Origin of the sequence: Balneicella halophila (assembly GCF_003096835.1) — a bacterium.
In the GTDB taxonomy this organism is placed as follows: domain Bacteria; phylum Bacteroidota; class Bacteroidia; order Bacteroidales; family Balneicellaceae; genus Balneicella; species Balneicella halophila.
In genome coordinates this window covers 807,031-825,691 of sequence record NZ_QENZ01000003.1, presented here as the reverse complement: position 1 = coordinate 825,691, position 18,661 = coordinate 807,031, and the positions used below count along the sequence as shown (strand labels likewise).

The following is an 18,661-nucleotide window of genomic DNA, read 5'->3' as shown; positions in this document are numbered from 1 at the left end:
ATACTTTGGAATAAATTCTCTATATCTTTAGTTTGCTCACACGACGTGTATACTCTTCTATAAAAATGTAGTTATGATAGGCCGCAACAAAACAGCAGAAAATAATAACTAACCCCACAATTATAATAGGTTTCATGTTATAATCAGCATTTCTTAATAGATAATATCTAGACTTTTTCCCAATGATTTTTTTATAAAATAAGTACAGCATCCAGCCAATAAGGATACCTACTAACATTCCACAAAAAACATCACCCGGATAATGGAAACCCAAATAAATCCTAGAGTAAGAAGAAAGCAATGCCCATAAAATGATAAAAAGGGTAAAAACTTTTTTCTTGAATAACAGGATACAAAATGTTGCCAAGCCAAAACTATTCATTGCATGGGCTGACATAAACCCTCTACGCCCACTAGGGTTTTCATTGAACACATGTAATTGATTTTTAAGCTCTTCTACATGAAAAGGTCTTAATCTGTCAAAATAAGGCTTAAAGATATGCTGGTTTAGTAAGTCTGAAAGCGAAGGCACTAGGATAATAAAGATGAGTGTAAGAAAAGCTACTCTACCTTTGCTTTTAAATATTGTATAGCCTATTGACAAATAAAATGGCAACCATATCTCTCGCCTTGTCACCATAGACATAAACCAATCAAAATATTCAGAGTGAAAACTATTCAAAAATAATAAAAGTTCTGTGTCTAAATTTAGGATTGTCTCCATTGCTCTCTATTCTTTAAAGGTATGTTTATTTTGGTTCCGTCTTCTACTGCCAAGGTATTTTTAAATACTTCCTGTGCCTGTTCTTGTAAAATAGTTGTATCTGGATATCGTGCAGAGTAGTGACCAATAAGAAGTTTCCCAACATTTGCTTTCAGTGCAATCCTGGCTGCTTGTTTAGCTGTTGAATGAAATCGCTTAGCAGCTAACTCTCTCTCTTTTTCAGAAAACGTAGCCTCATGATAGAGTAAATCAACTTCTTTAACAATTGGTACTAAACGTTCATCATAACTGGTGTCACTGCAAAAAGCATAACTGCGCGGTGTTGGTGCCGGTATTGTTAATTCCTCATTTGGAACAACTTCTCCTTTATCATTTATAAAATCTGCACCTTCTCTTATTCTATGCATCTGGCTAACTGGGATTTTATATTCTTGCAGTTTTTCTTTAATCAAATTAGCTAACCGCCTCTTCTCTCTGAACAAGAAACCTGATGTAGGAATAGAACCGTGATACAGAGGAAAACTATAAACTTCTACAACCTTGTCCTCAAAAATAAGTTCTTTTTTGGATGGATTATTTAGATGAAAATCTATTACAAACTCCATACGTCCACCAAAGAGCTTCGTATGATAATCTAAATATTCTTTTAGAGCTCTGGGTCCGAAGATGTGTAGTGGTCGAGTACGCCCAAGTAATGCCATACTGGAAATCAAACCAGGCAGTCCTATAAAGTGATCACCGTGCATATGTGAAATGAAGACGTAGTTTATCTTTTGCAAAGAAGTCTTAAAACGTCTAAGCTGTATTTGCGTACCTTCACCACAGTCTATTAAAAAAAAACGCTCAGATACATTCAGTACCTGAGCAGTTTGATATCTATATGCTGTAGGAAGTGCAGAATTACAACCCAATATGGTTAGTTCAAATTGCATTTCCTTTAGCTTTTATTATTTACTCTTCAGAAGATTCTGCTTCTTCGTTTGCTTTATTCTCCTCCATTTTAGATTTAAGGTCAGCTAACTCAGGCATATCACCGAAAGTAGTTTTCTCTGTAGATGTATTGATATTTCTCATGTTTTTTTGAGTTGATTTTCTTTCTGCATCGTTAGCAGCGCGCTTCTCATCTTCCCAAGTTCTCGCATGAGATACAATAATTTTCTTTGCATTCTTGTTGAATTCAATCACTTTGAAAGGTAATACATCTCCAACCTTTGCTTCTGAACCATCTTCTTTAGTTAAGTGCTTAGGAGTTGTAAAACCTTCAGCTGAATAAGGAAGTTTTACTAAGGCTCCTTTATCAACTAAACTTGTAATAGTTCCTTCGTGGATTGATCCTTCGTCAAATAAAGTTTCAAACACATCCCATGGATTCTCTTCCAACTGTTTGTGTCCTAGGCTTAATCTTCTGTTATCATTATCCAATTCTAAAACAACTACTTCAATCTCTTCACCTACAGAAGTAAACTCTGCTGGATGTTTTACTTTCTTAGTCCAAGAAAGATCAGATACGTGAATAAGACCATCTACACCTTCTTCTAATTCTACAAATACACCAAAGTTTGTAAAGTTACGTACAGTAGCTTTATGTTTACTTCCTTCTGGATATTTCTCAGAAATATTTTGCCATGGATCTTCTTTCAATTGTTTGATACCCAATGACATCTTACGGTCCTCTCTATCTAATGTTAAAATTTGAGCTTCTACCTCATCACCAACTTTCATAAAGTCCTGTGCTGAGCGTAAGTGTTGTGACCATGACATTTCAGATACGTGAATCAAACCTTCTACACCTTGTGCGATCTCGATAAACGCACCGTAGTCAGCCATCACTACAACTTTACCTTTTACTACATCACCAACTTTAAGCTCTGTATCTAAGTTTTCCCATGGATGTGGAGTCAATTGCTTAATACCTAAAGCAATACGCTTCTTCTGATCATCAAAATCAAGAATTACAACGTTAATCTTTTGATCTAATTCAACTACCTCACTTGGGTGAGAAATACGTCCCCATGAAAGGTCTGTAATGTGAATCAAACCATCAACACCACCTAAGTCTACGAACACACCGTAAGAAGTGATGTTTTTAACAGTACCTTCAAGTACTTGTCCTTTTTCAAGTTTAGAGATAATCTCAGCTTTTTGTTGTTCTAGCTCAGCTTCGATTAATGCTTTGTGTGAAACTACAACATTTTTAAATTCAGGGTTAATCTTAACCACTTTGAATTCCATAGTTTTACCTACGTAAATATCGTAATCTCTAATAGGTTTCACATCAATTTGAGAACCTGGTAAGAATGCTTCGATGCCAAATACATCTACAATCATACCACCTTTAGTTCTAGATTTAATGTAACCTTTTACGATTTCTCCATTGTCATGAACTTCATTTACACGATCCCATGCACGCAGTGCACGTGCTTTACGGTGAGATAACACCAATTGTCCTTTAGGATCTTCTTGACTTTCGATATATACTTCTACTTCGTCGCCTACTTTAAGATCAGGATTGTAACGGAATTCATTTAAACTAATTATACCATCTGATTTGAAGCCAATATTTACTACGACTTCACGCTTATTCATGGCAATTACTTTACCATCTAAAACTTCTTTCTCAGCTACTGTAGACAATGTATCTTCATACTTATCTACTAGACCTTCACGTTCTGATTCGCTGTAAGTTTCAGCATTCGAATAAGCTTCCCAGTCAAAATCTTCATCTGGTTCTGGAGATGTTGTTGGAACAGGCTCCTTTTCTTCCTTAACTTCTGGAGTCTTTTCTTCTTTTGTTTCTTCCGTTTTAGCTTCAGTTGCTGTTGCTTCTTCTTTTACCTCTTCTGTAGTAGTTTGTGTTGCTTTAGCATCAGCCTCTGCTACTTCTTCTTGAGGTGTTGCAGTAGTCTCTTCTTGAGCAACTACTTTTTCATCTGCTTTTTCTACAGCTTCCTCCGCTGCTTTTTTGTTTTCTTCTGTCATTTTCTTTTCTCTAATACTTTAATAGATTGGACATTATATTGTTTTAAAAAATTGATGCAAAGGTAAACATTTTTCTACTGAAAAAAGAAATTTAAAAAAATATAGGAGCATTTATAATAAAAACTCCTATAATTATCTAACTATTTAATGCAATTTACTCCTCCGAAAGCAGGTATATATAACCTGTTTTCTCAATTTTATCATTCAATTCAATAACATAGAAATATACCCCTGCTGGTAATAACTCATCATCCTGGAAGTCTAAGCTGTTTGTAGAATATCCTGAGAATCTATCACTGTCAGACATATAATTTCTCTTCTCATAAACCTTAGCCCCCCATCTATTAAAAATCATAACGTTATTAACCTCATCACTACACATAGCTCTTAATTCTAATTCTGCAACCTCCCAAGTATCATTGTGACCATCATTATTCGGTGTTATTACCTGTGGAATCTTAAAATTATCATCAAAACCTGGACATTCAAACACTACCACTGCATCTGTTTCATCATCAACTTTTGTTCCATCTGGAAGTTCTCCTTCTGCGAAAACAATATTTACAATAGACTTATTAGTAATATCTTCTCTAGTTGCAATGTAATAAACAGTAAACTCTATTGATTCTCCTACTGCTAATTCTGAGACTGTTTCATTTAATCCAGTCAATGGATCTTTAACATTTACATTTGTCAACAAAACATTACCTGTATTCTTTAAGACAATCGTGTAGGTTATCTCTTCTCCTACTCCCTCATAGCTTTCCCTATCAGCTGTCTTCTCAACAGTGATTTCTCCATTCTTTTCTCCTCCAACAGAATCATACTTCACTGTCGCTGTATCTGTATCACTTACACTACTTCCTAATAGTGTTGTCCCTTCTGCTCTTACAACATTATTTACAAAACCTGTATCTATATCTGACTGTGTTACTGTATACTCGGTTGTAAAGTTTAGTGAAGCATCTACAACTAACTCTTCAACTACTCTTTCTAAGCCTGTTAATGGATCACTCACTACGACATTCGTCAGCACAACATTGCCTGTATTCTTTACTACAATGCTATAAGTGATAACCTCTCCTACCTCTTCGTACATTTCCTTATCAGCTGTCTTTTCAACTGACACCTCTCCATTCTCTTCTCCCCCAGCAGAATCATACTTCACTGTCGCTGTATCTGTATCACTTACATTACTTCCTAATGGTGTTATCCCTTCTGCTGTTACAACATTATTGACAAAACCTGTATCTATATCTGACTGTGTTACTGTATACTCGGTTGTAAAGCTCACTGAAGCAGCTACGTCTAACTCTTCAACTACTTTCTCTAATCCTGTCAATGGATCACTCACTACGACATTTGTCAGCACAACATTACCTGTATTCTTTACGACAATCGTGTAGGTTATATCTTCTCCTACTTCTTCGTACATTTCCTTATCAGCTGTCTTTTCAACTGATACCTCTCCATTCTCTTCTACAGTATTGAATTCTACTGTTGCGCTATCAGAAGATGTAACAGTATCTCCTAAGCTTGTAGTTCCTTCTACATAAGCTACGTTTAATACTTCTCCTGCTTTGACATCTTCTGCTGTCAATGTGTAACTATAGCTGACAGTTCCTTTCTCTCCTGCTTCTAAATCAGAAGGGGTAGTAGCTAAGTCTGTTACTCCTATCCTTGAGTCATCAACATGAACATTGCTAAGTGCTACACTACCTGTGTTTTTTACTGTAAATGTATAGATGACAGTCTCACCTGCTTGTGCATTACCATCTGAATTTTCATCTTGGAAAACGCCCTGCTTATCCAGCGTGATTGAGGAATTAGCTTCTACTTTTATAGTAACTATGGCACTATCACAGTTCTCAGGATTTACTTTCTCACAAATGGTATAAGTCATTGTGTAAACTCCTGGGGTGGTATTAGGTGACACACTAAGTGTTCCATCTGGATTCATCACAATACTTCCTTCTGATGGGGCGGGGTTTAATCCTGGCGTTAAGTAAATCTCGTCAGGATTTACAACAGCTCCATTTAAGGTATCGTTATCTAATACATTACCTAATTCTCCTCCTGCTTCACTCTGGATAGGAGTCGAACTATAATCATCATCTGCAGCATTAATCTCAGGAGATTTTACAACAACTGTTATCACTGCAGTATCACAATTAGCCGGATTTAATTTCTCACAGATAGTGTAATTCATTACATAAATTCCTCCTGTTGTACCAGGTGCTACAGTAATAGTACCATCAGCATTCATTGTAATACTACCTTCATCAGGTTGTGGATTAAATCCTGGAATTAAATTTATATCATTAGGATCAAGCAATACACCATTTAAGGTATCATTGTCTAAAATATTGCCTAAAGTACCACCTTCAATACCGTCAATTGGTGTTGAGGTATAATCATCATCTACCGCATCAATTACTGGTGGTTCAACCAATATAGTAGCTGTTGCTGTATCACAGTTATCTGGATTCAACTTCTCACAAATAGTGTAAGTCATTGTATAAGTTCCAGCTGTTGTTCCTGGAGCTACAGTAATAGTACCATCATCATTCATAGTGATGCTTCCATCGGTTGGTGTTGGTGCTGTTCCTGGTGTTAAATTAACATCATCAGGATCAACCGGATCTCCATTCAATGTTTCATTTTCTAGAACACTGCTTGTTGTGCCTCCATCAGATCCATTTATAGGATCTCCGGTATAATCATCATCTACCGCATCAATTACTGGTGGCTCAACCAATATAGTAGCTGTTGCTGTATCACAGTTATCTGGATTCAACTTCTCACAAATAGTGTAAGTCATTGTATAAGTTCCAGCTGTTGTTCCTGGAGCTACAGTAATAGTACCATCATCATTCATAGTGATGCTTCCATCGGTTGGTGTTGGTGCTGTTCCTGGTGTTAAATTAACATCATTAGGATTAACTTCAACTCCATTCAAGGTATCATTTTCTAGAACACTGCTTGTTGTACCTCCGTCAGCTCCATTTATAGGATCTCCGGTATAATCATCATCTACCGCATCAATAGGATTAATTCGAACCTCTAACGTATGGGTTGCAATACAACCTAAAGCATTCGTATAAGTTACTACTGAAGTTCCTGTATTTACTCCTGTGACATTTAGCGTAGAACCGTTTGCAACTATACTTGCTACAGTAGCTGTTGGACTAATACTCCATGCGTCCGTTGTTGATGGTGATGTGGTAGCTGTTAGAGTTACTGTATTGCCTTTATAGACATAAGTTGGCCCACTTATTTCAGGTAGCTCATTGACTGTAACGGTTGAAGAACCGCTTAACTCACTGGTACAACTTGTCAAGCCACTCTGTAGAGATACTAAAGTTAGTATTTCATCATCACTAATTGCAACGCTTGTAATTGTCGCAATACCAGAACTGCTGAAGGTTAATGACTGTAATCCTCCTGTTGTGGTTTCATATGTTAAAACATCACTTTGAGTACCACTTACTGTGAAAACAGCATCTTCATATGCACAAATAGGAGTATTAGGTGTTATAGCAGGTTCTCTAGGCAGTGGCAGTATAGTCACTACAACCTCATCTATGAATGAACATCCTTGCTCTTGTGTAACACGTACTTGATAAGTAATAGATGTCTGGTTTGTTAAAGGTGCTCCACTATACTCAAAAGTTGGTGTTGCTACTGTTGTACTTGACAGGTAATCAGTTGCTCCTGTCGTAGTACTAGACCATTGATAGGTGGTAAACTCTTCATTTAACACAGAGCCAACCAAATGAGTTATATCATCTTCGCATACTGTTATGTCTTCCCCTGCAATTCCATCAATCATTGTATTTGATTCTAAAGAGATAGGCCTAACGTCTCCCTCACATATACAAATATTATCATCGCGTGAGATAACTAGTAAAAGATTACAAATCTTAATTGGGTTTACATCTTCAAATACGATAGAAGAAGATATAGATTCACCAGCTGCTGCTACAAAGTTTATGTCTTTAGATAATAACTCTTGATCACCTGCATCTACCGATCCACTGCTATTAATATCATTATATACTTTAACTGTCAAATCATGGCTTAAGTCAATAAGTGAGGTATTCTTAATGTCGAAATCAACTGATAATGTATTGCTTAGCCCATCGCCATGTGCAGAAATAAAGCTACCAGCGATGATTTCTACCGTAGGTTTTTCTGTAACAATCTCTATTTCTGTAGTTAAAGATGTTTGAACAGTTAATTTATCACACTTTCCATTTGGAGCTGTTGAGCATTCGAGACCTTCAATTTCATCAACACTATAAACTTCTATTAATTTAGCTCCACACTCTACAAACTCATCTGTATCTTCGATAATATTAATAGTGTATCTAATTACATCAGCATTCCCTAAGTTTTCTGGTATATTAATACTAATCGTTGTTATTCCTGTTGTTGGATCTGTAATAGTAGACGATATAGTTGCCCCCGTTGTTGTTTCTTCTACAAATGAATTTGGAACATAACTATAATTTTCTGGCAAACGGATAATTATGAAACCATTATTACCTGTTACTATATTATTGTCTGCAATAATCGTATGTTGTCCTCTAAATTTTGCTCCCATATTATTTGAACAAGTTGTAAGGTCACCCTCAACATATTCAAATGTTTTTATTATAGAATATTTACTTTCTGCACCTGAAATATAGGCATTGTTAGTTACGATATTATTACCATTTGCGGGCTCTCCACAAGTACTAATTCCTTCAATGCTTAACTTATATGATGTCCCAGAAATATACTCACAATCTGTAGCAATATTGTATCGAACCCCAATCTGACGATTATTTGAATTACCATTTGCATCAGTAGTTCCTGGTAAAAAGTTAGGAGCATTGCTATAACTAAATAAATCATATATTTTTTCCATTGATGTCGATCCACTAGCTGGATTTACAGGATAAAAATTATTACTATTTAAGGGATATTCTACTTCAAAATTGTTAATTGTCATCCCTGCTTTAAGGTTTATTGTTAAAGTGGGCGATAACACACTAGCTTCCTGAGCACTATTGACAATAAATTTATACTGGGCATCAGTACATAAGTCTATACTAGAAGGAGATATAATCTTATTTAACTGAATTAAATTAGGCCTAGATCGAAATGTAAGGGTCGTTTCTTTATTGTTATCACAAAAATCAGAAGCATCTGTAGGAAAACCATCACAACCCCATCCTGTCGAAATTTTAAAGTTTTTTTCTTCACAAGTAGTATATTTAAAAAACAATTTATACTCGTGACTAGCATTTTTATTATGAGTTGTTCGTAAATCAAAAATAACACCATCATTAGTTATCGTAGAAGATATTACATTACCTGAGTTATCTTCCATTCTTGTTATTTCAACATCTGGCTCATTAGGTACATACAGATAAGTAAATTGAGCATTAGCATTGGTAACTCTAAGTCTTATGTTAAAATGTTCTTCGGCTTGTGTTACATCAAGTGTTCCACTTAAATTAGTTAGAGTTAGTACGGGCTTTACAACTGTAACATTTTTATTATTAACACCACTTGAATTGTATCTAGGCTCTTTTAATGCTGTACCACTTGGTGTAGTAGGGTCAGCGTAATGATAATAATAATCCTTAACTTTTACTGCAATATCTATATTTGCTTTAGTAGTAGCATCACAACTTGCACTTAAGTAAGGGATGATATGTCCTGCAACATTATTTTTGACTGTAACACTTCCAGGCTTAAATCTATCACTAGAGTTTTTAAAAGTGTAAGAGTTATAGGTAATACCATTTACAGTCGTTTGATTTGTAGCATTTGCATCACTTGTAGTTAATGTAATTTTATGTGCGTTATTATCATCAACTCCAACACCATTGGGTTTAGGCTTTGTAGGCAGATATTCAACTCTATCCATATCAACATCAGCAGGAATAGTAATAACAAACTCATCAAGTTGGAATGCCGGCCTAAATTCATCTACAAATTCAATACCTCCTGTATCAAATCTATTTGCCATAGATAGTCCATTTTCTCCAAGTGCTTTAGGATCACATGAATATATTCTCCATACCTTTGATCCTACATTATTTGCAGTGTGCATTAAATACATTTCTGGTATGAGATCATCATAACCACAAATCATTTTATTTCCGGTATCGCTGATATTATAAAAATAAAAGTGCTCTCCGTAATTTATATCTGTAAGTTTAAGGTTTTTTGAAGTCACCTGATAAGTTGCTACAGTAATATAGGTATCTCCCTCTTGCAAATTACCTCCAGGAATACCAGAAGAGGAGATTGCACTTGACAAATCCCAAGTAATAACCTGATTACCTGAATTCTGAACCACCTCAACATTATTAGGAGTGGTTGATGCATCAAGTGTTGCATTATAAGTATTGCCTGCTCGAGTAAACGTTATGTCTATTGATTTTGGAGTTAACGGATTACCATTAGAATTATCTAGTTTAACAGCTAGTTCTTGGTATAAATTTATAGTTTCAGTTCGCTGACGTCCTGAAGCAAGTACCTCTATATCATCCAAATATAGTGCTCTTTTTTGTTGTAAGATACTAATGTTAGCTCTAGACTGTCTTGTTGTCATGGATTCATCAGTCCAGCCTAATGAATTGTCAGCACGTTGCACTCTCACTCCTAATGTGGAAGCTCCGTAACAAGGACCTTCATTAGGATCAGGGCAAGATTCCATTTTTGTGGTAAAAATATTATCGCAAGAAATCTTTTCTATACAATTTGGATAATTTATATTCGTGATATAATTTAAATCATATTTAATGTTGATATCTTCATCGTCATTCACATTTGGGTTACTACAATCCTTAGTAACATCCATAACTACATGTAATTCCTCAACATAATCTACTGATGTAACAACAATCGTTGTTTCTCCGGATGTAGGATCAGTAGTTGTTGTTATAGTACTGGATAGCGTGGCACCTCTTGCAGGATATCTTCCTTCAATGAGTTTTATATCAGATCCGTCAAAACCTGCAGGCAGTGTGATAACATACTGCAATCTGGAATCAGCAGAAGCTTCAGTATCAATCCTAGTGACTAGGTTAGCCGAAAGAGCCGTTTCAAAAGGTTCACCTGGAAACGTATTTACTGGAATATAACCATTGGCACTTGTAGAAATTTCTCTACGAAAGTGATTTTGAAGCCATAAACCAGCAGATTGTGTACTCGTTGTACATTCAGTATTATAAGTAATCCATGTATAAGGCCTCGCTCGGATTGTAGGATTACTACACGATAATAATTCTGGATGTAGTCTTAATTTAAATTCAATAGTAATTTCTTCACCTGCAGGCAGATCATCATAGTTCCCGTCACCATCGATATCCTCTAATCCACCTGGACCATCAACATCAGAATTAAAAGCATCCTCCAAAGTAATTTCCAGCCTATTCTGACCATTTGCTGCAGGAGCTGTTGCTTGAGACAAAGGTACTGATGCTTGCCCGCCATTTGGTGTAATAAGCTTATAGTCATAATATTCTGAATAATCACTATCATATATATACTCAGTATTAGTACCATATGCCCTCATTAAAAAATTAATATTTTGAATAGCTGTAGCAACATTTGCAACTGCAGATGTATTCTTCCAAGTCACTGTAAGTGTTTTATATGCTAGATTGCTACATATTGAGTTTCCTGTAAGCTCAGGACTATGTGATATAGCCCTAACAGAAGGCTTTATATCTTTTACAGTTACTTTAGCTGATCTATCAGATGATTGACATAGACTAGTTGGCCCATCACCCCAACCAGCAGAATATTGAGTTTCAATTGGCGCTGTTCCACATTCTGCCACGTTAAAACTTTCGGTTATTACAATTTTTTCATTATTAGTAAATGAGTTATCACTACCCAGGTTACTTCCATTGATGGTATACAAATCTTGTAACCCAGATGATGAAGGAGTACCTAAAGAGATAGTTGATGTAGTACCATCACTGCTATGTAAAACAGCAGAAATTGAAGTTTGGTTATATATTCCAGGTTCATCAGTTGTGAAGTATACATTTCTTGTTCCACCTAAACCTGCATTCAATATTGTCATTTCTCTTTGATAAACTTGGCCATATGAAGCCGAAATATCTGAAACGGGACTAAGAACAATTGATGGAGCTATAAGATTATATTCATCTGAAAGTTTATCAACGATGTTACTCCCAATTTGAACTTTAACCTCATCTTGAAAAACACTAGAAATATTATCGTTAGCCTCACAACCTGCATATCTACTAACTTTAAAGCCTATACGGTCTGCTATAGTAAAAGTGGCAGGTGAACCTGTTTTGGTAATTAAAAAGACTGGATTCTGAGGATCACTTACATCAGACTCTACAATTTGTAAATTGGCATTTGTACTGACAAGACTTAAGCTCCCTGATTTATAGGCAATACCAGTAGGAAATGAAATGGTAACAGTTGCAGTTGAAAAGCCTTCACTTAAATCTGTCATTGTTACTATTGTTTCTAGCTCTGTAGAGCCGTTTGAAATCTCCAAGTTTGCCGGAGATAAACTAAGAGTAGCTTGTCCGTTTGTTTGGATAGCTAAACATACTGCAAGAGAAAAGAGTAGTATGCATTTTAAAAAGATTGATTTAAGTCTCATAATAAAATTCTTTAATACTTATTATAATAAAACCAATCGTACTTCAAAAAACTACTTGCTTATATTAAATAAACAATTGTGAATGAAAAGTGAGAATTAACTGTAGAAAATGAGTAATGTCTTGGTCTATTAAAATATATTTTTATAATTATCGTGGGTAAAGATATCACATAATAAATGAAATCACATAATAAAATCGTAATAATACACAAATTAATTATTAATTAACATACAAAATAGTTGCATACGTTGGGTTACAATCATACAAGCAAATTCAAAAAAGTCTTTCATTAATTAAGAAACGGACAAAATTTATGTTTGAAATAAAGATTTACAAAGCTTTAAAGTGTTATTTACTATAGTTCATTTATTAAGATTCCATCAATACTAATTAATTCACTATATTTATGCAATGAAAAGAAGTGGGTGAAACTTAGAAAAAACATAGTATCAGTTACAGTGACTAGCAGTGGAACTTTTCTTTTCTATATTTTATAATTTAACATTAAGATAATATATGAAAAAATTATTCGTTTTAGACACCAACGTAATCTTACATGACAGTGGAGCAATTCATAATTTCCAAGAACATGATATTGTTATCCCTATAACAGTACTTGAAGAGTTGGACAAATTCAAAAAAGGTACGGAGGAGATTAATTATAATGCGCGTACATTTGTTCGCGAGCTAGACAAACTTGCTGGTCAGGGATTGTTTGACAATGGAGTAAGCTTGGGTAAGAAAAAAGGAAAATTATATATTGAACCAGGTAAGCCTTTCTCTGACGCTATGAATATGTCATTCCCGGAAAACATTCCAGATCATAGAATCTTAGCAGTAGCTGAATTTTTCGTTCACAAATATCCTAAAAGGAAGGTTGCTTTAGTTACTAAAGACATTAACCTGCGTATGAAGGCGAAATCTATCGGTATTCCTGCCGAAGATTATGAAACCGACAAGGTGCAAGATATGGATTACGTAGCAAAGGAGGGTGCTACTGAATTTCTGGATATTGATACCAGTATTATTCAGCGCTTCTACGATGAGAGTGAAATCTCAGCGGATGAGGTAAAACTCCCTACCCAGCCTGAGGGGCATGAGTATTACCTGCTGAAAAATGGCAGTATGGGGGTGTTGGTTCATTACAACCCCATTCTAAAGTTATTTGAGCGAATTGAAAAAGAAGAAGTGTATGGCATAACGCCTCGAAATACTGAGCAGACCTTTGCAATGCATGCCTTACTAAATACTGATGTGAATTTAGTGACCGTAACAGGTAAGGCGGGTACGGGAAAAACGCTCTTAGCCTTGGCAGCGGCATTAGAGCAGGCAGATAAGTATGATTATATTTATTTGGCACGTCCTATTGTTGCTCTATCAAGTAAGGACTTGGGCTATTTGCCTGGAACAGCTAACGAAAAAATAGGCCCCTATATGTTGCCATTGTTTGATAACTTAGCGGTGATTAAAAACCAATTTGCACTCCATAGCAAAGAGGTGCAGAAAATTGAACAAATGCTTGATGAGGAGAAGTTAGTGATTACTCCTTTAGCTTACATCCGGGGTCGTAGCTTGTCGAATGCTTATTTTATTGTAGATGAAGCACAAAACCTAACACCACATGAAGTAAAAACGATTGTAACCCGAGCAGGTGAAGGCACTAAGATGGTATTCACAGGAGATATAGACCAAATAGACTCCCCTTTCTTAGATAAGCGTTCTAATGGATTATCTTATACAGCAGATCGTATGCGAGGTCAAGAAATATTTACCCATGTGAATCTAGTAAAAGGAGAGCGTAGTAAATTGGCTGAAGTTGCCAGTGATTTATTATAGTTTTAGGATAGTATCCCTAAATTCCATTTCCCCAAATCCCCTACGAGGGGACTTGCATTACGCGATGATAGTAGCGTGGGATGCTTCGCTTCGCTCAGCCCTGCATGACAGCAAGTTGTGTCATTCCGAACGCAGTGAGGAGTCTCTATGCTACCTGTCCTAAATCTACCCCTAAATCCCCTGCGAGAGGACTGAAACACATCTTTTCTTCTTGTTCATTTTGGCTTGACCCAAAACGAACCAAAAACTCAAGACTGTGAAAGCTGTTGCTAAAACAAATGTTCCGATGTCTAAATGCATCACAAAGAGTCTGTCGAAAATTCTTTCCGAACTGACTCGTGAAGCTTCCTTAACGACACCGAAACTTTGTTTCTTTACGCAACACTTTCAAGGTCTATCATACAATATAGAGAAACAATTACATAAGATGTTACCTTTCGTCAGCAGGATAATAAACAGTTGTGTCATTCCGAACGCAGTGAGGAATCTCTATGCTACCTGTCCCTAAATCTACCCCTAAATCCTCTGCGAAAGGACTTTTTGATAAGAAGGGAACTCATAAAAAAGGAACGCTACTCCATAATGAAGTAGCGTTCCTTTTTTATTGAAAGTTTTAAAATTATTTCTTAATAAATTTAAAATCTTTACCAATATAGCGAGCATTGTCTCCTAATTGTTGCTCGATACGTAGTAATTGATTGTATTTTGCCATACGGTCTGAACGTGAAGCAGAACCTGTTTTGATTAAACCGGTATTTAAAGCTACAGCTAAGTCAGCAATGGTAGCATCTTCAGTCTCTCCTGAGCGGTGAGAAATAATTGATGTCATAGAGTGGCGAGTTGCCAAATTTACTGCATCAATGGTTTCTGAAAGAGAACCAATTTGGTTTACTTTAATCAAGATAGAATTAGCTGTACCTTCATCGATTCCTCTTTGTAAACGCTTCACGTTGGTTACAAATAAATCATCTCCTACTAATTGCACTCTATCACCAATAGCTGCGTTCAATTTTTTCCATCCTTCCCAATCATCTTCATCCAAACCATCTTCGATAGACAGCAACGGATATTTGTCTGCCCACTCTTTCCAATATTCTACCATCTGCTCAGGTGTTTTGTCTTCGTTAGTAGAATCGAAATGGTAAATTCCTGTTTCTTTATTATAGAATTCAGATGCTGCAGCGTCCAGTGCAATGTAAACATCTTCACCTGCTTTGAAACCTGCTTTTTCAATAGCTTCGATAACTACTTCAATAGCTTCTTCATTAGAACCTAGGTTTGGCGCAAATCCTCCTTCATCACCTACGTTTGTAGAATGTCCTTTCTCTTTCAACACTGACTTCAATGTGTGGAAAATTTCAGTACCCATACGTAAAGCCTCAGAGAAAGTCTCTGCACCTACAGGCATAATCATGAATTCCTGTATATCTATTTTGTTATCTGCATGAGAACCTCCGTTTAAGATATTCATCATTGGGATAGGCAATGTATTTGCACTAGTTCCACCGATATATCGGTACAATGGCTGTCCGGTATATTGTGCTGCAGCATGTGCACAAGCTAATGACACACCAAGAATCGCATTAGCACCTAGATTACCTTTATTTTCAGTCCCATCAAGGTCTAGTAAAGCAGCATCAATTCTATTTTGGTCGGTAATAAACATACCTTGCAAAGCTTCATTGATAGTTGTATTTACATTGTTTACAGCTTTCAATACGCCCTTACCAAGAAAAACGCCTTTGTCACCATCACGCAACTCTACAGCCTCGTGAACTCCAGTAGAAGCTCCTGAAGGAACTGCAGCACGTCCCATGATACCGTTTGTCAAATACACATCAACTTCAACTGTAGGATTTCCTCTAGAGTCTAAAATTTGTCGACCTACAACTTGTGCAATTTGTCCCATAATTTCCTTTGTTTTAAATGATTAAAAATTTCACCCAAAAATACATAAAAAAAATGGGTAAAGCTAACCTTACCCATCTTTAATATTTAAATAAATCTACTGCATAATGAGTACATTTATATTCTTTAATTATTCAACTCTGCCACCGTCAAGTTCGTCTTGCCATTTTTTCAACTCGTCCCACTTGCCATCGGCAGCAAGCTTAGCTTGTTCCGGCCAAGTATCAGGCACTTGTGCTTTGAAATTGCCGTCTGCGGCTTCTAAAATTTCTGAAATCTTCTCAGCTTCCATTTCTGCAAGAGTTGCAAAAGAGGTTACACCTGCATTCTGTAAGGCTTCTGAAGTTTTTGGTCCGATTCCTTCGATTTTTGTTAAGTCATCAGCCTTTACTTCTTTATCAGCCTTAGGTGCTTCTTTCTGCGTCTTAGAAGCTTCTTGTGTTTTTGGAGCTGTATTGTTTTCGGCAGTTTCAGATTTTTTGCTTCTTCTACGGCGTGTTTTCTTCTTAGCAGGCTTTTCAGCAGGTTGCAATAACAACTCGTTGAAATCTACTAATTCGATAAATGCCATTTCAGCGTTATCACCCATACGTTTTCCCAACTTTATAATTCGAGTATAACCGCCTGGGCGATTCACAACTTTAGGTGCTACTTCCTTAAACAACTCAGTAACCGCTTCTTTTTGTTTCAAATAGCTAAAAACGGTACGACGTAAATGTGTAGCATCCATCTTATCTGTCTTTACAGTTACAGATAATTTTGCTTTGTTTACCAAAGGTTCTACATATATACGAAGTGCCTTAGCCTTCGCTTCTGTTGTTTTTATTCTCTTATGTAATATCAATGAAGACGCCATATTGGCTAGCATCGCCTTACGATGTGCGGCTTTTCTTCCTAAATGATTAAATTTCTTTCTATGTCTCATCGTACTATTCTTTGTCTAATTTATACTTACTCACATCCATTCCGAAAGTCAAATTCAAAGAGTCTAAAAGTTCTTCTAACTCAGTAAGTGACTTTTTCCCAAAATTCCTAAACTTCAACAGATCAGATTTCTCAAACTGTACCAACTCACCTAATGTTTCCACATCAGCAGCTTTCAAACAGTTCAATGCACGTACTGTCAAGTCCATATCAGTCAATTGTGATTTTAACAATTGGCGCATATGCAACACTTCTTCGTTAAATTCCTCTTGTACAACGTCAGCTTCCTTTTCTAAGGTAATACGCTCGTTAGAGAATAACATAAAGTGATGGATAAGTATTTTGGCAGCCTCTTTTAATGCTTCTTTAGGATGAATAGAACCATCAGATTCAATCTCAATAGTCAATTTCTCATAGTCGGTTTTTTGTTCGACACGGAAATTGTCAATTTGATATTTTACGTTTTTTATTGGAGTAAATATTGCATCTATAGGAATTAAGCCAATTTCATCAGACTCAATTTCATTTTCTTCAGCAGGTACATATCCTCGACCTTTTTCGATGGTTAAATCGATATTCAGACTCACTTTTTTATCCATACGACAAATAAGCTGGTCAGGATTTAATACATCGAACCCAGTAAGGAACTTATTTATATCTGCTCCTGTAAAGGTTTCTTGCCCTTTGATGTTTACAGTTATTTTTTCAGAATCAAAATCTTCAACTTTTCTTTTAAAGCGAATCTTCTTTAAATTCAAAATAATTTCTGTAACATCTTCAATCACTCCGTCTATAGTGGCAAATTCATGCTCTACTCCTTCTATTTTGACGCAAGTGATGGCAAAACCTTCTAATGAGGATAGTAATATTCTTCGGATAGCATTACCCACGGTAATGCCATATCCCGGTTCCAAAGGTTTGAATTCAAATTTTCCAACCTTTTCGTCAGAATCAAGCATCAATACTTTGTCCGGTTTTTGGAATGCCAAAATTGCCATATTATTCTTTTTCTATTATCAGGTTATTATTTAGAGTAGAGTTCTACGATGAGCTGCTCTTTGATATTCTCAGGAATATCTTCTCTTTCTGGAACATTAAGCATTTTTCCGCTTAATGACTCTTTATCCCACTCGAACCAATTATACAGGCTGTGACGTCCTGTTTCTAATGAGTTCGTAATTGCTTCAAGAGATTTAGACTTCTCTCTCACTCCTACTATTTGTCCAGGTGTGATAATGCGTGAAGGGATATTACAAATTTGGCCATCCACTACAATGTGTCTGTGGTTTACAAACTGACGTGCTGCTGCACGTGTTGGCGCAATACCTAAACGATAGACAACGTTGTCTAGGCGACTTTCTAATAATTGTAATAAGACCTCACCAGTAATCCCCTTACTGCGTTCAGCTTTTTTAAATGTGATAGCAAATTGCTTTTCTAATACACCATACGTATATTTTGCTTTTTGCTTTTCTTTTAATTGCAATCCGTATTCAGAAACTTTCTTTCTACGAGCATCAGCACCGTGCTGTCCTGGAGGGTAATTCTTACGCTCCAACGCTTTATCGGGACCGAAAATAGGCTCGCCAAACTTTCTTGCAATCTTTGTTCTTGGACCTGTATATCTAGCCATTTTTTA

General features: G+C 36.1%; 9 protein-coding genes. 1 reads left to right on the top strand and 8 read right to left on the bottom strand.

The genetic code is table 11. The annotated features are described in order from the left end of the window. Positions 1–19 precede the first annotated feature (19 nt). The 4 genes from C7377_RS03640 to C7377_RS03625 all read right to left on the bottom strand — a co-directional run bounded on the left by C7377_RS03640 (position 20) and on the right by C7377_RS03625 (position 12,353). Positions 20–724, bottom strand: a complete 705-nt coding sequence (locus C7377_RS03640; RefSeq protein WP_116495960.1) for a phosphatase PAP2 family protein — start codon at positions 722–724, stop codon at positions 20–22. Further along, positions 709–1,656 (bottom strand): ribonuclease Z, encoded by a 948-nt coding sequence (locus tag C7377_RS03635; protein WP_116495959.1) that lies wholly within the window; start codon positions 1,654–1,656, stop codon positions 709–711. The genes C7377_RS03640 and C7377_RS03635 overlap by 16 nt, the downstream gene beginning before the upstream one ends. Before the next feature lie 19 nt (positions 1,657–1,675). Further along, entirely contained in the window at positions 1,676–3,703 is a 2,028-nt protein-coding gene (gene rpsA, locus C7377_RS03630) for a 30S ribosomal protein S1 (RefSeq protein ID WP_116495958.1), read from the bottom strand. 154 nt (positions 3,704–3,857) lie between these two features. Then, the gene (locus C7377_RS03625; RefSeq protein ID WP_116495957.1) at positions 3,858–12,353 is read right to left on the bottom strand and encodes a DUF7507 domain-containing protein; all 8,496 of its coding nucleotides are present in this window, start codon (positions 12,351–12,353) and stop codon (positions 3,858–3,860) included. Positions 12,354–12,870: 517 nt separating this feature from the next. On the opposite strand from C7377_RS03625, the gene C7377_RS03620 reads away from it, so the two are divergent. Then, positions 12,871–14,190, top strand: coding sequence for a PhoH family protein (locus tag C7377_RS03620; protein WP_116495956.1), 1,320 nt, complete (start codon positions 12,871–12,873; stop codon positions 14,188–14,190). A 619-nt stretch (positions 14,191–14,809) separates the two neighbouring features. Here C7377_RS03620 and eno read toward each other — a convergent pair. The 4 genes from eno to rpsD all read right to left on the bottom strand — a co-directional run bounded on the left by eno (position 14,810) and on the right by rpsD (position 18,655). Then, on the bottom strand, positions 14,810–16,099 hold the full coding sequence (gene eno / locus C7377_RS03615) for a phosphopyruvate hydratase (protein WP_116495955.1): 1,290 nt from the start codon (positions 16,097–16,099) through the stop codon (positions 14,810–14,812). Positions 16,100–16,228: 129 nt separating this feature from the next. Beyond that, positions 16,229–17,023, bottom strand: coding sequence for a 50S ribosomal protein L17 (gene rplQ / locus C7377_RS09830; protein WP_116495954.1), 795 nt, complete (start codon positions 17,021–17,023; stop codon positions 16,229–16,231). A gap of 4 nt (positions 17,024–17,027) precedes the next feature. Further along, positions 17,028–18,020 carry a DNA-directed RNA polymerase subunit alpha gene (locus tag C7377_RS03605; protein ID WP_116495953.1) on the bottom strand — a complete coding sequence of 331 codons (993 nt, stop codon included), beginning with the start codon at positions 18,018–18,020 and terminating at the stop codon, positions 17,028–17,030. Between the two features lie 26 nt (positions 18,021–18,046). After that, positions 18,047–18,655, bottom strand: a complete 609-nt coding sequence (gene rpsD, locus C7377_RS03600) for a 30S ribosomal protein S4 (protein WP_116495952.1) — start codon at positions 18,653–18,655, stop codon at positions 18,047–18,049. Positions 18,656–18,661 lie beyond the last annotated feature (6 nt).

What these genes read in the sequence shown, in the direction of transcription:
- eno (WP_116495955.1), bottom strand. Translation starts at nt 16,099, where the DNA reads ATGGGACAAATTGCACAAGTTGTAGGTCGACAAATTTTAGACTCTAGA.
- rpsD (WP_116495952.1), bottom strand. Translation starts at nt 18,655, where the DNA reads ATGGCTAGATATACAGGTCCAAGAACAAAGATTGCAAGAAAGTTTGGC.
- rpsA (WP_116495958.1), bottom strand. Translation starts at nt 3,703, where the DNA reads ATGACAGAAGAAAACAAAAAAGCAGCGGAGGAAGCTGTAGAAAAAGCA.
- C7377_RS03620 (WP_116495956.1), top strand. Translation starts at nt 12,871, where the DNA reads ATGAAAAAATTATTCGTTTTAGACACCAACGTAATCTTACATGACAGT.
- C7377_RS03625 (WP_116495957.1), bottom strand. Translation starts at nt 12,353, where the DNA reads ATGAGACTTAAATCAATCTTTTTAAAATGCATACTACTCTTTTCTCTT.
- C7377_RS03635 (WP_116495959.1), bottom strand. Translation starts at nt 1,656, where the DNA reads ATGCAATTTGAACTAACCATATTGGGTTGTAATTCTGCACTTCCTACA.
- C7377_RS03605 (WP_116495953.1), bottom strand. Translation starts at nt 18,020, where the DNA reads ATGGCAATTTTGGCATTCCAAAAACCGGACAAAGTATTGATGCTTGAT.
- C7377_RS03640 (WP_116495960.1), bottom strand. Translation starts at nt 724, where the DNA reads ATGGAGACAATCCTAAATTTAGACACAGAACTTTTATTATTTTTGAAT.
- rplQ (WP_116495954.1), bottom strand. Translation starts at nt 17,023, where the DNA reads ATGAGACATAGAAAGAAATTTAATCATTTAGGAAGAAAAGCCGCACAT.